Origin of the sequence: Mesotoga infera, assembly GCA_011045915.1 — a bacterium.
GTDB lineage: Bacteria > Thermotogota > Thermotogae > Petrotogales > Kosmotogaceae > Mesotoga > Mesotoga infera_D.
Genome location: DSBT01000380.1, coordinates 1 through 15,638, shown reverse-complemented (window position 1 = coordinate 15,638; position 15,638 = coordinate 1). Strand labels below are relative to the sequence as shown.

10 protein-coding genes are annotated in these 15,638 nt (G+C 44.2%); 2 read left to right on the top strand and 8 right to left on the bottom strand.

Annotated features, from left to right (window positions below; all coding sequences use genetic code 11):
• The 5 genes from ENN47_12415 to ENN47_12395 form a co-directional block, all read right to left on the bottom strand.
• Positions 1-2,097: hypothetical protein (locus ENN47_12415; protein HDP78953.1), on the bottom strand; the 2,097-nt coding region annotated here is incomplete at its 3' end.
• A gap of 2 nt (positions 2,098-2,099) precedes the next feature.
• The gene (locus ENN47_12410) at positions 2,100-4,343 is read right to left on the bottom strand and encodes a WD40 repeat domain-containing protein (GenBank protein ID HDP78952.1); all 2,244 of its coding nucleotides are present in this window, start codon (positions 4,341-4,343) and stop codon (positions 2,100-2,102) included.
• 66 nt (positions 4,344-4,409) lie between these two features.
• The gene (locus tag ENN47_12405) at positions 4,410-4,766 is read right to left on the bottom strand and encodes a VOC family protein (protein HDP78951.1); all 357 of its coding nucleotides are present in this window, start codon (positions 4,764-4,766) and stop codon (positions 4,410-4,412) included.
• A 507-nt stretch (positions 4,767-5,273) separates the two neighbouring features.
• Positions 5,274-6,539: an NAD(P)/FAD-dependent oxidoreductase gene (locus ENN47_12400; GenBank protein ID HDP78950.1), complete on the bottom strand. Its 1,266-nt coding sequence runs from the start codon at positions 6,537-6,539 to the stop codon at positions 5,274-5,276.
• A gap of 42 nt (positions 6,540-6,581) precedes the next feature.
• Positions 6,582-7,703, bottom strand: a complete 1,122-nt coding sequence (locus ENN47_12395) for an Ldh family oxidoreductase (GenBank protein ID HDP78949.1) — start codon at positions 7,701-7,703, stop codon at positions 6,582-6,584.
• A gap of 306 nt (positions 7,704-8,009) precedes the next feature.
• Between ENN47_12395 and ENN47_12390 the strand changes: the two genes are divergently transcribed.
• The gene (locus ENN47_12390) at positions 8,010-8,552 is read left to right on the top strand and encodes a flavin reductase family protein (GenBank protein ID HDP78948.1); all 543 of its coding nucleotides are present in this window, start codon (positions 8,010-8,012) and stop codon (positions 8,550-8,552) included.
• Positions 8,553-8,578: 26 nt separating this feature from the next.
• On the opposite strand, the gene ENN47_12385 is transcribed toward ENN47_12390, so the two are convergent.
• Entirely contained in the window at positions 8,579-10,297 is a 1,719-nt protein-coding gene (locus tag ENN47_12385; protein ID HDP78947.1) for a dipeptidase, read from the bottom strand.
• Positions 10,298-10,380: 83 nt separating this feature from the next.
• Complete coding sequence (locus tag ENN47_12380; protein ID HDP78946.1) at positions 10,381-11,820, bottom strand: transglutaminase domain-containing protein; 1,440 nt, start codon at positions 11,818-11,820, stop codon at positions 10,381-10,383.
• A gap of 163 nt (positions 11,821-11,983) precedes the next feature.
• Between ENN47_12380 and corA the strand changes: the two genes are divergently transcribed.
• Positions 11,984-13,048, top strand: coding sequence for a magnesium/cobalt transporter CorA (gene corA / locus ENN47_12375; protein ID HDP78945.1), 1,065 nt, complete (start codon positions 11,984-11,986; stop codon positions 13,046-13,048).
• Positions 13,049-13,416: 368 nt separating this feature from the next.
• Here the strand turns inward: corA and ENN47_12370 are convergent, their stop codons facing one another.
• The gene (locus tag ENN47_12370; protein HDP78944.1) at positions 13,417-15,093 is read right to left on the bottom strand and encodes an HD domain-containing protein; all 1,677 of its coding nucleotides are present in this window, start codon (positions 15,091-15,093) and stop codon (positions 13,417-13,419) included.
• Positions 15,094-15,638: the final 545 nt, after the last annotated feature.

Sequence of the window (15,638 nt, the reverse complement as noted above, 5' to 3'; positions counted from 1 at the left end):
ATTAGAGCCCAAATCGCCGTCACTTGATGCAGAGAAACCGGATAAAGCAAATCCGTTGCCTGAACTAGCCACCGCGAGGCTAACATCTTCCAGTTCTCCGCCAAGATATTTATCCCAAAGCAAATTCCCGTCGACATCGATCTGCAGAAGCCAGATGTCACTATAAGCTAATCCAGCTCTCTGCAAGAGAGTATTTTCCGTACTTTTCCTTTCCGGATTCGACTCCGAGAAGCCAACTGCTTGAAGACCACCAGAAGGAGTTATATAGAAATCTTGAAGAAAGTCGTTGCCATTACCTCCTAAGCATTTCGTCCACAAGACTTCTCCCTCTTCCGACAGTTTTATTACAAAGCCATCATAGTCTGAAGTTTTTCGAGAGAAAGCTCCTTTAGTGGAGCTGGTTGAACCCCCAACAAATATATCTCCGTTGGCGGCCACTTTTACTGAGGATGGTGAATCCTCGCTCTCTCCACCCAGAACTTTGGACCAAAGGAGTTCGCCATCAATGCTGACTTTGATCACCAGAACTGATGAGAATTCCAGAGTCAATCCATTAATCGTCAAGAGGCTTCCACTATTACCTTTGGCTTCTCCATCCATAGAAGTTGTTTCTGCAACAATCACGATGTCTCCTTTTGGGTCAAGATTAAAATCGACCGCCCGTTCAAAGGCGCTCCCACCAAATGATTGTTGCCAGACTCCCGTTCCTGACCTGTCGAGTTTTATAAGAGCAATGCTCTTTCCTTCACTTTCATGTGAGGAATTCGTTCCCAAAATCAAATATCCGTCCTCGATCTCAACAACCGCGGCCGCTTCGCTCTGATTTTCTCCAATTCTGAATCTCCAGCTCTCATTTGCGAATCTATCAAGTTTGATTGCCAGCAATGAAGATCCTTCCCCAGATCCGAGGTCGGTTGAAGATTGAGTTTTGCCTACCACTAGAAATCCCTTATCGTAGGTTTGTATAATGTCATTGAACTCGGTCCAGCCCATATCGAACTTCTTTTGCCAGGCAAAATAGCCGTTCTCGTCAAGTTTCACAACCCATCCTGCTCTTGAAAGTTCTTTCTCTGAGGAATCCGAAACAAGTTCGGTATCCGTAGAACCCGCAAGAATGAAGCTACCATCTGAAAGAGGTCTGATTTTGGCGAAGCTGTCTCTTCCATCAATACCAATGACCCTCTTCCATTTCAGTTTGGGAATCCTTTTTGTTCTGAATGACCAAATTGGGCCTCTTGTTAGCCCGCCCTTTTCATCTTCAGCCACAACCTGCCAACTGTATTCTGTATCCGGTTCAAGAGAAGGCAAGGTATAGTTGGTGTCAGCGATTTGTCCGGCCTGGAGTTCCAGATTTCCAGCTCCAAAGTAGAGAGTATAAGACAACCTGTCTCCATCGGGGTCTTCGCACTTCCATGAGAGGACCAAGTTGTTCATGAAATCCTCAACACCATCGTCTGGATAAGGAGAGTGAGGTTCTTCTGGCCAGTGGTTCTTATCCATTATGATAATGCTAAAGGTTTCGCAGTGCCACTGCCCCAACATGTCAATTGCTTTAATAGTCACTCTGTGAGCCACAGGAGCCTCGCGAGGCCCAGCGGTGTATCGATACTCAGCATCCCGAATTTCTCCCACCCCACTGACGATTTCGTATGATATGTTTTCTGAATTTGAAGTGGTAAGCTCTTTCAAGTCAATCTCCAGACACTCTCCCTCAAAAAGCTTCTGGTTTGTGATTGCGAGTGCGGGGGATGGGAGTGGGTTTTCCACTTCAATCTCAATGGGGACAACAACTGTTGATTTTTCCGACTGTACAACGATCTCCACTTCGTCTTTGGGGCAGCTTAGAGATTTCGTATCGATCAGAAGGAGATCGTTCTCTATTCTTCCCTTCTCTCCAACTACTGAAAAGGCAAGGGCCGTTCCATTGCTTCTTACTAAGTCAAAAACTGGTATTGATAGTAACACGCCGTATTCTGCCCTCACACTTCTCAACTCCAAGACTTCGAAATCTGCACTTTGCCCCTTCAGCAGCCCGAAGCCTGAGACAACTGCGATGACAGCGAAACAAGCTATTGCAGCAAACAGTATTCTCCTCATAATCAAAGCCTTATCTTCCGTGTCTTCTTCTTTGAAGACTTTGCTGTCATAAACAGAACCAAAGGAAGGGCTATCACAATCAGAATCAACAAGTACCAGATCTTGCCATTAGCCCTTTCATTCTCTGGAGGGGCAGAAAGCGTGAACGATGCTCGAGCTGAATTGCCCTCAACATCACTCACAATCACGAGATGTTCCCCATACTCGCTTACCATAATGTGCATTTCCTTTTCTCTTTCATTTACTGGATAAGTTTTTCCAGAAACAACAACCTCTTTTACGTTAACGTCATCGCTTACTGTGAAGCTGAGGATCCTTTCATTACCCGAAACAGCATGCTGAATTGGCTCACCGCTGATTACCGGATCTCCTGTCGAAACCGGTTTTCTCGATAGGTACTCTTTTTCTAACCAGCCGTAATCGGAAACAAAATAGCAGTTTTCGCCTTCTTCGGTAACTTTGACTTCCTGACCAAATCCCAGATTTTCATGATCTCTGGAAACCCAGAGACTTCTTGCCTCAGCTTCCAATGAAAATGTTGACATCGCTTTGTTTCCATCTTGATCGTATGCATTGACAGTATATTCGCCCGTTCCCTGAACTTCAGTTCTAATTTCTGCAAAAGCTGAATTTACTGCAAGAGGAGTTACTGAAAGGTCGGGAGCCACGATTTCAATCAAAGTCACTGTGCTGTTGTCGGAGACGTACAATTCTAGATACTTGCTTTCGCCAATCGAAACCTTCTGAATTTTATCGCCGGCTATGAGAGGTGGTTCAACATCAGGAGGGACTCTCGAAAAGGAGTCCCTGTCAAGCCATTCTCCATTCACAAGGTATGCCAGTTCACGAAAATCATCAATTATTACTCTATCGCCTCTTTTATATGTGCCGATTTCTTTTATTACGTACATCACGGTTTCTTCAAATTGAATGCTTACAGTTCGTTCGTCGTAGGAACCTGAATCGTCATAAGCTCGGATGATGTAGTCGCCTGCGCCATCGGGGCTAAACACAACTTCTCCATCTTCACCTATTTCCACTTCTTTTTCATTCACTGTCACTTTCTCAACAGGCTTGGAGACCGAAAAATCCACCGTGTTCTTTTCTATGCTTATACTAAGAAGAGCAGGAGTGTAGATTTTTGGCAACTTATCTAGTTGGAGAAGAAGTGAACTGAGCTCTCTTGCGACTTCCAAAGGACTAGCTCCATCGACTGTATTGACTCTCTCAGTTCCAAGTGCTGAAGAAACCCAGTTGCCGATGGAGTTATAAGAGAAATATTCTCCGTCACCAAACCCTATCAATGTTCCTATTGGAGAGGCTCTTTCAACATCCCATATTTTCAAAGTTCCATCTGTGGAAGATGAGTAAAGCACATGACCATCGTTCGAAAGGACTATCTCTGTTACATCCCAGTTGTGGCCCGTTATCATATGCACAAGAGCGAAAGAAGGAAAGGAAAGACTCTTTATTGTTCTGTCAGAGGATGCAGTGTAGATTAACCCATTGTCGATGAGAATCTTTGTGAGTTGTGCGTTGTGGACTCTCGATGTCTTCAGGGGGGACCAGGTCTTGACATCATAAGATTTCAGATGGCCCGCCTCAGATCCAACTACAAGAACTGTTCTATCTCTATCCATAGACACTGCGGTAAGTGATCCGATCTCTGCCCTGATAACCTTGACTTGCTGTCCACTTGACGTATCCCATATTCTAAGAGTTCCATCTTCCGAAGCGGAATATAGACGGTTTTGTTCAGGCCAGTCGACAATGGAGTGAACGGATCCGGAATGGCCTCTGAGAGTTCTTATGAACGATAGACTTGATAGCGACCATATCTTCACCGTTGCATCTGAGCTACATGAATAAAGCGTCTTACCGTCTGCAGTTACAATCAAGTCATTTACTGCACTGGTGTGACTGCTCAAAGATTTGATTTTCTTTCCAGTCAGAAGATCCCAAACGATAATTATTCCATCGTCGTAGCCCGCTATTCCTGTCTTTCCATCGGAAGAAACAGCAACTGAAGTTACCCAGGCGCTGTTAAAGGAAAGATTGTGTATCAAACTTCCATTTAATAGGCTCCACACTTTGATGGTATTATCAATATATCCTGAGACAAGTCTCTCCCCATCTGGACTAACTGCCAACGAAGTAGCGCTGAAAGCCTTGCTGTCCGGCAAGTACTCTATGCCAGACGCAACAAGAGAAAAAAGCAAAGTAGCCAATATAGCTATCCTTCTCAAATCTATCACCCTGAAAAAAATTTTCACTCAATTCTACCATTCATGGCCGTTCAAGAACAGTCCAACCTATCGGTCAAGAAACCTCTGAATCTCCAGACGATAGCCATCGGGATCCTTTGTGAAGAAATGATAGATATTAAACTTCTCGTTCACGATCGGCTCGGTGCATTCAAAACCCAATTCGGTCAGTTTTTCATAGAATTCATCGACTTCTTCGGTGAGCAGAGTTATTATTGGATTGTTTTCTCCAGGATTCACCTGTAGATGATCACAAAAACCTATCATGCCACCGCCGGCGGTGAAGAAAATCTGACATTTCCCCTGATCTCTGAACAGTTCAAGCCCTATCAAGTCTCTGTAGAAAGAACCTGTATTACTCAGGTTTCCGGTGCCCAAAAAAACGATTGTGTTTACTACCTCCAACACTAGCCTCCCTTCAAAACAAGGGTCCGATTTACGATCGGACCCTTCCGGTTGATCTTCAATACATATTTGGGTGCTATGAGGACACGTTGCACTTAAAAGGGTGTAGGTGTGCTTTGCGCTTGCCTTGCTATCTTGCTAGAATCGATTTGTCTTTCATCTCGGTGATACAACAAATGAGACCCCAATATTGGGCCAATGGTTCAGTTAGCATGTATACTTTTATTTGCGTATATATTACATTCGGCTTTCGGCAATTCTATTCTCAAGGGTTCAACCTGCCTGGAAAACACAAGTCCTTATCTGCAATACCACAAGTTGTCATAAATTACTGTATTTAAGTTCCCTATATTCAGACTTTCCGCATCGTCTCTTTAGGTTTTAGTTCTCAATGTTCACTCCCGACGTAGGACTAGCAGTCGTAGAGTGGACCAACCTGCTCATTTGATAAAAGCAAGTTTCGCCAAAAGGCGCTTGTTTTATGAGAAGGCCTTTCAATGCCAATTCCTATTTTAGAGAAGAACCTAGGAGCCTTCCGTGGCCGGTTGCATATGTTATGGATCTTGTGTGACCGCTACAATCACCGATGAACTTCAGATTCTTGTATCGACCGTTGTTTATCTTGTTCGAGTAAAACTTGACTTCGACGGCATACATAAGATTGTCGGGATAGGATATTCCAGGAATTACCTCGCTGAGTTTCTCAATAAACTCGGTAATGGAAACAGATATTCTCCTGGGTAACACAAGGTTAATGTCCCCCAGAATGAAATCGCTTTCCGGTAACGTTGGTTTCACCCTCCCCAATCTCTTTGTTCTCTTCGTCTGTATGAAATCCTCATAAGTTTGAAGAATCACTTTCCTGCCACCGGCAAGAATGTTGCTCAATCTGCTTATATATGAACCGTAACCTATTGGGTCACGAAAAGGTTCGGTGAAACGCGTTGTGCAAAGTATTGCGAAGTTAGTGCTCTCTGAACTCCCACCGGAGTTGGAGTGGCCGTTCACGGTCACGAAATCTTCGTAGTTCTCTAGAACGACCTTTCCAGATGGATTGTTACAGAAAGTTCTGACAGTATATCCTGTCTTGGCCTTCAATCTTACCTTGAATTCATACATCTCACTATTTATCTCTTCAACTACATGATCGGGAAGTTCGAATCTGATTCCAATGTCTACCGTGTTACTAGATGCAACGATCTCTGGATACCGCCCTGTAACCTTTTTTATAAGCGAATGACCACTTCTGCCCACAGCAACTACCACATAATCAAACTCGGCTTCGAATCCCTCTCCTCTAAGAACAATTCTTTCCTTTTCAATATCTATTTCATCGACTCTCGAGCCAAAGTGAAAATGGACGTTCTTCTTCTTCGAGAATTCGTCGAAAATCCTTGTGAGGACCGAACCCAATTTATCGGTTCCTATATGCCAGAACTTCGAGTTCACAGGTTCAAAACCCTTTTCATAGAAGAGGTTGAAGAATGAGGATTTTCTGTCAAAAGATGTACCTGTTTTAACGACGAATTTGTCTTCGGAATGCAGTTTCTCCAGATAGAAATCGACTACACTTTTCTGAATAGAAAGAGGAATCTCCATATCACCGCCCATGGTATCTGACACGAAAATCTTCCCATCCGACCTTATTCCGCTTATGCTTGAACTAAAAATATCCTTTGAGCGTTCAAGAATGTGAATCTCATGATTCTCATCAATAATCTCACTTAAGAAGCCTATTGAGGCTGCTCCAAATCCAATAACTCCAATTTTCATCTGATAAGTCCTTAACGGACCGTTCACCTCCCCGGCGCGTTATTATTCCCAGGTAAATCTGTATTTATCAAGCCCCAGCTCATCTCTAAGCTCTACCAGTTGCTTCCTCAAGATCTCATTTAAAGGGGCACCTTTCTCCTTTCTAGACTTCCAGGCGAGGTATTCCTTCTCTCCAGCGGTATAGATCCTTTCTTGCCCGGGGGCCTTTTTTGACGCTCTAAGCTCTCGGAGTATATTACCCGCGAGCTTCTTGAATTCGTTCAGTGGAGTGAACGGTTCGATGTCTATTGCAATGAAGAAATGACCTATTGGAATAGGTCTCTTTTCATTTTTGGGTCCCACACCCGTCAGCAATTTCAAATAGCTGCCTGCCTGCAAAGCGGCAGAAAGAATCTCAACTACAGCCGCGTAGCCATATCCCTTGTATCCGGCAGTCTCCTCACCAATACCTCCCAGCGGAGTCAAAGCGGCTTCTCCTTTTGTCAGATCAATCAAGATTTGCTCAGTGTCTGTTCTTGGTTTACCATCAAGACCAATAACCCACCCTTCTGGCAGTTCCTTGCCTGCTCGGGCATAGACTTCAATCTTTCCCCTTTGAGCGACAGAAGTGGCGCAGTCGAGAACGAAGGGAAAGTCTTCGTCTGTGGGAATCCCGAAAGTGAGTGGATTAGTTCCCAACATATTCTCCACTCCGAAAGTTGGTGCAATTGATGGGCGGGCATTCGTGCCTGTAACTCCTATCATGCCCTCTTCAATTGCCATCATTGGATAGTAGCCGGCAATTCCGTAGTGTGTTGAGTTGCGCACTGCCACCATTCCCATTCCATAGGTTTTCGCCTTCTCAATTGCGAGCTTCATTGATCTGTAAGCAATGACATGTCCCATTCCGTTGTGTCCATCAATCACTGCCGTCGTGGGGCTTTCTCTAACAATCTCAAAGTCTGTGACGGGATTCTGAGTTCCTGAGCGGATTCGATCAACGTAAATGGGTTTCAGTCTTCCTATGCCGTGTGAGTCTATCCCTCTTTTGTCTGAAGTGATGAGAACATTGGCACAAACACTTGCGTCTTCTTCAGGAACTCCGATTCCGACAAAAACATCTTTCATGAAGGCTTCTAGGGTGTCAAAATCAACCCAGACAACATCGTCATAGATATTTTCCACAAAATCCCTCCTCTTTCTTTCCACAGCCAATTATACAATCAGCATGAACCATATACAGTCTATCAAGTAATTCTCATTAATTTCGGGCTGTCTCTCTTCCAAATTCTTGATCCTTCTGACGGATCAGGTGATTAACTGCGGACTCTCACCAAAAGATGGCTTGCTTTTATTAGAAAGAATCGAGTACAATGGAATTACGGAAAATCCACATCATCAGGGTTTGTGATCATGTTGCCTTCATGAGTTTGAGGAAGAATGGTGAATCGATTGAAAGACAGAATTGGACCAGGAATATATCTCTACCCCATGCCATTAGTTGTGGTTGGTACGATGAACGAAGAGAGACCCAATTACACTACAGTTGCCTTTTGTGGGGTTGTAGAGGTTCAGCCGCCAATGATCCAAATTTCTCTAGCGAAAACTAGGTTAAGCTGCAGGAATATAGAGGAGTCGGGTTACTTCAGTGTGAATGTACCATCTCTCGACATGCTCAGAGGCGTGGATTATATGGGAATCTACTCCGGAAAGACCACGGATAAGTCGGAGGTTTTCAGCACCTTCACTGGAAAAACCGGAATCGTTCCGATGATAGAAGAAGCTCCTTTGAACATGGAATGCGAGTTAGTCAGGAGTTTCGAATTCGGTTCAGTACATGTCACATTTGTCGGTGAAGTAATCCAAACATATTGTGCAGAGTCGTGTATTGTCGACGGCCTTCCAGACATAAGGAAGATCAGTCCGGTAGCGTTCTCTGTCTACGAGGACTCCTACTGGTCTATAGGCATGTATCTTGGAAAAGCGTGGAATATCGGAATAAAGTACACCCCTCCAAGAGAGGGCGTTGAATAGTCCTTCTTTTGGAGGGATAAGACTTCTCACTCCTTCTCGTAAGAGGTCGGTCCTTCAGACCAATCCGTTTTGTCAAGCCATTCTTTTGGATAGCCTGTTGGCTGGGCCATGTTGCCTTTCTCACTTATGAAACCATCGTTATACTTTACTATCAAATACTCAGAGAATTCCCACCAAGCTCGTACAATCTCTTGAGAGTTTCTTGAACAGAATCTTGCGAGGTAGTCAGCAGCCTCCCCTGGTTTTGTCGGAAGAATCGCGGCAACACTTGCTTCAATTTCCGGAAGGCGACTTAGAGAAAATGCTTCATATTTCTGCTGCATCAGTTTAATTTCCTCGTGCATGTAACTGTATTTCAGAGCGGCCCAGTTTGACACGAAGTTGAACGCCCACCAGGCGCTGTCCCTGCTGAAGCGTGAAGTATCGCAGACTTGAATAGAATCAGGCAGATTGCTTACTCCTGAGTAGAAGGGAATGAAACAAGTATCTGCTGGTTTATCTAGACCTAACCACATTATTCCTCCAATGGGGTTCGGAAGCCATTCTCTTCCCTGACATACGAAAGTGTATCCACAATATGTGACTGATACAGGCCTTTCCCAAGCACCTTCAAGTTGACGAGTAGGATCGCCCACATCACCCTGTCCGTCGTAGGGACCGTAAAACCTGTCTGGGTAACCAAATGGGCCGGCTGCAATCCCCTTTGTTAGGTCGAACTCCGTTCCTTCATAGTGGTCTCGATATAAGTTCATCACGTCATTTGCTGAGAGTCTTCTGTCCGGTTTTATCGAGAATGGATATTCTCTTGTGAAACCGTCTTCTACCCAGGGAGAAAGGTTTAGGCTTGGAGAGATTAAGGAGAAGAGACGCCATACTCTCCTCAAAGAGTAGTAAGGGTGATTGTATTCTCCAAGACTCACAGTTTGCAGCCAGTCAAGAAGACCATCTTCGGGATTCCACCATCCGTATCTCTCTGCAACTTCGTGAAGAGTCTTTCCGAAAAGGAAATCAGAGTCTTCGGGATCTATTTCCCTTATTCGGAATTGGTTTGCGGCGACGAAGACTTCCCCGTCGGGAACCTTTTTTGCAACCCATAATCCTCCTGTTCCTTCAGGAGAAGGAGCCATCTCAATTATCCACGCTTCGTTTGGATCAGCAACGGGCAGTGTTTCACCTGTACCGTAGTATCCGTATTCTTCAATTAAGAATCCTATCAGTTCAACAGCTTCGCGAGCAGTTTTGCATCGTTCAAGAGCGACTCTAGATAGTTCAGAGGAGTAGAAGATCCTTCTGCCTGGTTCAGGACCGATCTGGATCTTTGCTCCATTTGTGCACTCGCCAAACATCAGTTGGTGCTCGTTCATTATCCCGTATGAACCGTCGAAATAGGCATATGTGTGCGCTGCTTGGGGAATCATTCCTATAGGAATTGAAGCCGGATAGCCAGATGTATCGTAAGCATGAGCTCTGCCCGACACAATCCTTGGATAAATAAAGCTGTTATACTGAGGGAATTCGCCTATCGCGACTGCCGTACAATAAACCGGCCTAAATGACCCGGGTTCGTGATCTTGGGCAGGGACATAGACTATTCTCTGATCGGCTAGATCGTTGTCGTCTGAATGAGCAACAATCATTGATCCATCAGCACTTGCACCCTTAGTTACTATAAGTGTCGTACATGCAAAGGAAGCACCAACAACGATTACGAAGATAAAGAGTAAACATACCTTTGAAGCTTTCATACTAACTCACCTCTCTTCAGTTGGAAGGCAGATCGAGATTCTTAACTTCTCTGGATTTTGGGATACTTTAGACTCTCACATTCCTAACGAATCAGAGTTGTGTTAATTGAAGATACTTCCGGAACAGCAAAAGAAACATAAAGATCTTCACTTCCGATTTTACGATCAGCAAATGGCAATGGCGTGGCAAGGCTAAGGAATTGGATATCAATAGCTCCTCCTTCAGGTTCCAAATCTACTGAATTCCGGACAATCATCCTCAGAGGTTCTTTATTCCCAAAATAGAAGTCAATGAATGCTCTCCGCACATCATCGGTCACATTCAAAACGTAGTTCGCGAGCTGTCCGGCCAAAGTGTTGCCGAAAACCCAACCGTATTTTGGCAGGGAAAACTCGCCCCAGAGGTGTGATCCCGGCTGACCCAAGAAAAGCTGAAACCCGCCAGGTATTCTTGCCTTGACACCTATAGATCTGCACAATGTCGCAAAGAGCATTGACTGCATTACGCAATTACCAAAGTGATGCTCATAAGCGCAGAGGCTTTCCGGAATGCCGTCTGCTTCAATTGCCGAATGTGCCATGAAACTGTAGCTGACATTTTCTACGACGTAGTAATAGAGTTCCTTCGCCTGTATGTGAGGATTTGCTACTCTTTCCATAATAGACTTTGCAGGACTTGCAAAATTCTCGTCGAAAGAGATATTTGTGAAAGATGCTGTATATTCTCCGAAAATAACACTTTCAGTATCATATTCTTTGACAGACGCAGTATCAATGCTTAAATGCTGTCTGAAAGAGAATACTATTGTTATTTCCAAATTCCCTATTATAGAAGCAAGATCAAATTCGAAAAGAGCGCATCCAATATTCCAGTCGATTCTGGGAAAACTAGCCAGTGTTTCGGGCGGGAATACCTTCAAAACTGCAATGTAATCCTGGATTAAGCTATGCGGCGGAAGAAGCAGCCAGATCCTTAGGTAACCACTGTCGGGAGGTGCACGTTCTTCATCCTCGACCTGGAGTTCAACCAAGAAACTTCTAATGTCGAAATACGGGTACAATCCAGCCTTGAAGACAGCGAATCCCAGGGGCGTTTCATAGTACTCGGAAAGTATGAATCTGACAGTTCCATCGAACCACGCGGTCCACGACTTTTCTTGGCTGACAAATTCAAGATCTCTGTAGAAAAGGTTGTCTTCAAGTTGGCTGGAAAGCTTCCACGAGTTGCCGCCGAACCTCCTCTGGATGTCTCTCTCCTCAATGATCGCACAGATTTCATCATCGGAATCGGACGCCAGATGTGGAAAGTGACTCAAGATTATCTCTTTTGCTTCCTCGCAATAACAATAGATGGAACAGCAAAAGCTTCCTTTGATTTTTTTCTGAGAAGCCAGATACTCCTCATTTCTCACCGTTTCGATAGAAGAAAAGAGTGTTGAAACAAATAAAACGGCAATGAACAGAACGAAGACCATTCTCATGTTGTCTCCCTCAAGCCCCCTGATTTCTTTGGTACGATCCAAATATACTCCTCAAGATGCAAATCGCAAAACTCTCTGACAGCCTCTTTCTTAACGATACGAAGTTATCTAGTAGTCTTTTTTTGAGAAAACTCGGTGCTAGAATCAAAGAGACAGTACAGCCAATTCCTTGTTCAGTTGTTTCTTCTACAGTGGAGGTGTGCGGATGAATCAGAAGGGTCTATTCAGAAAGAGGAAGCCACCGCTTGGTTCAGTACCTGGAAGTCTAGATATTGACGAAGAGGCACCCTTTCCTTTGATCAGGCTTATCGAATTCGACGGAAATTATCTTAGGGAAGAAATCCTTGAGAATCTGGACGAACTGAAGTCAATAGTTTTCGAGAGAGGAAAGGTTCATTGGGTTGACGTTCAAGGATTAGGAGACGAAACGCTAATTCGAAAGCTTGGTGACATCTTTTCTCTCCATCCTTTGGCTCTTGAAGATGTAACGAATATTCCTCAGATCCCTAAGGTCGACGAATATGACAACTGTACTTTTCTCTGCCTGTCTATGTTGCGAAAGGATGAGAGCGTTCTTGTCACAGAGCAAGTCAGTGTTTTTGTTGGAGAGACTTTCGTGCTCACTTTCCAGGAAAGATACGGAGACGTTCTAGACCCTGTTAGGAAGAGAATAAGGAGGAACGCTCAGATAAGGAATATGAGCAACGATTACACGGCTTACGCTATAGTTGATACAATCGTTGATAACTACTTCCCAGTATTGCAGGAACTGGGCAACGATCTCGAGAACCTTGAAGATGAGCTCATGGAAAAAGCAGCCAGGGAAAAACTCAAAGAGTTATATGTACTTAAGCATAAATTGGCTCATCTGAAGAGACTTATTTGGCCTACCAGAGACGCGATTGGTCGTATTTCCAGAGGCGAAAGCAAGTACTTTGGAGACCAGATTTCGCTTTACTTCAGAGATGTATATGACCATGTAATGCAGTCGCTCGATATGCTTGATCTAAGTCGAGACCTTGCGTCAGAGCTGATGAACCTGTACCTTTCTTCGACCAGTAACCGCATGAACGAGATAATGAAAGTACTGACAGTAATCTCAACAATCTTCATACCCCTATCATTCATTGCAGGTCTCTATGGAATGAATTTTCATTATATGCCGGAGCTCTCCGTAAAGTGGGCTTACCCAGCAGTCTTGATTGCAATGGCGATAGTCGTTCTCTTAATGTTGTCTTTCATACACAAAAAGGGGTGGTTCAGGAAGTGATACGCGATTTGCTTCTTCGGAAGATACTATATGATCCAAGATGACTCCCTTTTAATCATAAGCAAATGCCGTATAAAACCAGGCTGCTCACTTCACTATGCAATCATCTGAAGTTTCAGCATCATTCGTTCTAATTTCTAGTCAGATAACTGTCTTGTTTTGCGACGCCCTTCGAGAACTTTCTTTTCTGCTGGTTGCGGTTGATGCAGTTGCTTCTGCACTGGAGCAATAGAAATCGTGGCACTTGAAAGTGCTGCAAGGGATTCATTCGAAGCTCGCTGGAATCGAAATCGAAATCTCTCGAAACCAGAAGTTACAAATCCCCTTCTTGAGAATAAATAACGAATTAGTATGGGTTCGAAGGACTGCTAATCAAGTGAGAATCCGCTCCCCACTACCGATAGACAGCAATCAACAACGTCAGGGTCGTAGAGTTTGCCTGCTCCTTCAGTAAGTTCAGCGATCGCTGCTGCAGTTTCATGTGCAGGCCTGTATGGCCGGTGGGATACAATTGCTTCAAACACATCCGCGACCGTTACGATCCTCGTTTCAAAAGGAATTTCCTTACCCCTTAATCCCTGGGGATATCCGGAACCGTCAAGCCGTTCATGGTGCTGCCGTACGATGCTTGATACTGGCCACGGTAGTTCGATTCTTTCCAGCATCTTAAAACCTGCTTCGCTATGACTTTGAATAAGGAACCATTCATTTTCCGTAAGTCGCCCCGGTTTGCTAAGTATCTCAGTTGGCACAGAAATCTTACCAATATCATGGAGAAGTGCGCCCTCACGTACAGTATCTATTTGATCCGAGTTGAGCCCTATTTCGGTTGCTATTGCCGTAGCGAGTTTGCTGACTCTTCGTTGGTGACCGGCTGTGTATGGATCTCTAACCTCAACCACTGTTGAGAGGGTCTCAATAAGGCTTTTAATAGTTTTCTCAGTCGATTCGGGAAGAACATGTTCAAAACTTGATTTGGAAAAGGAATAGACAACTCTTCCTCCCGGTCCGTCAGAATGGGCGCCGTCAATCTTCGTCACTAAAGCATCGACCTCTACTCGTGATCCATCACTCCGAGTGACTATCAATAAACGTTTATCGCCTCGACTGCCGTTATTAATCAGTCTATTCTCATTTCGATTACCTCTTACTTCTATGAAGCTGAACAAATCTCTCCCAATAATTTGATCTCTTTTTCTTCCGAAAAGCTTCTCGGCGGCTCTGTTAGTAAGGATAATCACTCCTCTTTCGTCAGTAGAAATCACTGCCTGATCAACTGTATCGATAATGCTCCTTGCAGTAGCTAACTCAGTTAGGTCATTGATTTCGGTAGTAATCTCTCTGTGCATGCTTACTAACTCTCTATTGGAAATCGGTTTTATCCAGACTTCCTCGTGATAGATTTCCTCAGAAAGCACAATTCTCTCTTGTCTTCCCGTTCTCGCAACTCTTTTCAGCGCCTGCAAATAAAGATGATCGGCCTTGCTAATGGGTCTTACTAGAGCAAGGCCTTCTACAACGGGGAGTCGTGCCAGCCGGTTAAGTTCAAAAGCGAGGTTCTTCGCTAAGGGAGTAATCTTTTCGCAAGTTCTGTCTACAGAAAAAATCGCGGCTCCAATGAACTGTTCTTCAAAGACTCTTCTGAATAACCTGTTGAGGCTACTGTCAGTCTCAAAATGGTGAATCGCGCTCGAAGCTGTTGAATAGGCAGCCGGATTCTCAAGGCTTTCAGTGCTATCGTTCATACTTCCCGGCTTCTCCTTTTCAACTAAAGACTCGATGTTAATCCTATTTGCCTTCTTCAGGATCTTGACATCACAGAATTTGCTTTTGTCGAAATATGAGGAGATGCTCCACACAGAGCCGGCATTGTCTATAAACAAATCGCTAGAACCGAAGAGAATATTGTACTCTTTGCCAACAATATCACCGAAGTACTTTCTCGAAGGAATGTTCTGGAAGGAAATTCTTCCAGTAGGATCAACCATCATGACCGCTTCATCAATAAGGTCGAGATTAAAGTCTGTTGATTCATCTAATGACAAGACTCACTCATCTCTCATTCTTGGGAAATAAAAATACAAACGTTGGTTCAACATTCAGTTGAGAATCCAATTTAGCTGGTTTCACTTTGAATTCTAACATCTTTGCGGCTATTTTGAAAATCAGACCGACTGTTCAAGATGATTTTCTTTTCTGAGAATATCATCGAACGTGCGATAGGCAGCATCACACTTTTCAATGCTCATTTTCTTCTAGAAAAAAAGACTTTCTTGATTGCATAAGTTACTCCGTCATCGGTACTTGAGCGAGTTACGTATCGCAGACGGCTTTTACTTCGGGAGATGCGTTCTCAACTGCGACGGTGAGACCAACCTCCTTAGAAGGGGGATATCCGCATAGTGATATCCGATAAACGAAACTTCTTCACTAGAAAGTCCATGATAGTCTAGAATGGCATTGAATGCAATCCTTTTGAGACTAATCCAGCGTAGATAGAAAACAGTCCCCAATTCGAACCCTTTGGTGTGATTTCTTTGCTGATTTCACCGCTCTCAACCCGAGATCAATATACATCTAGGAACTCTCT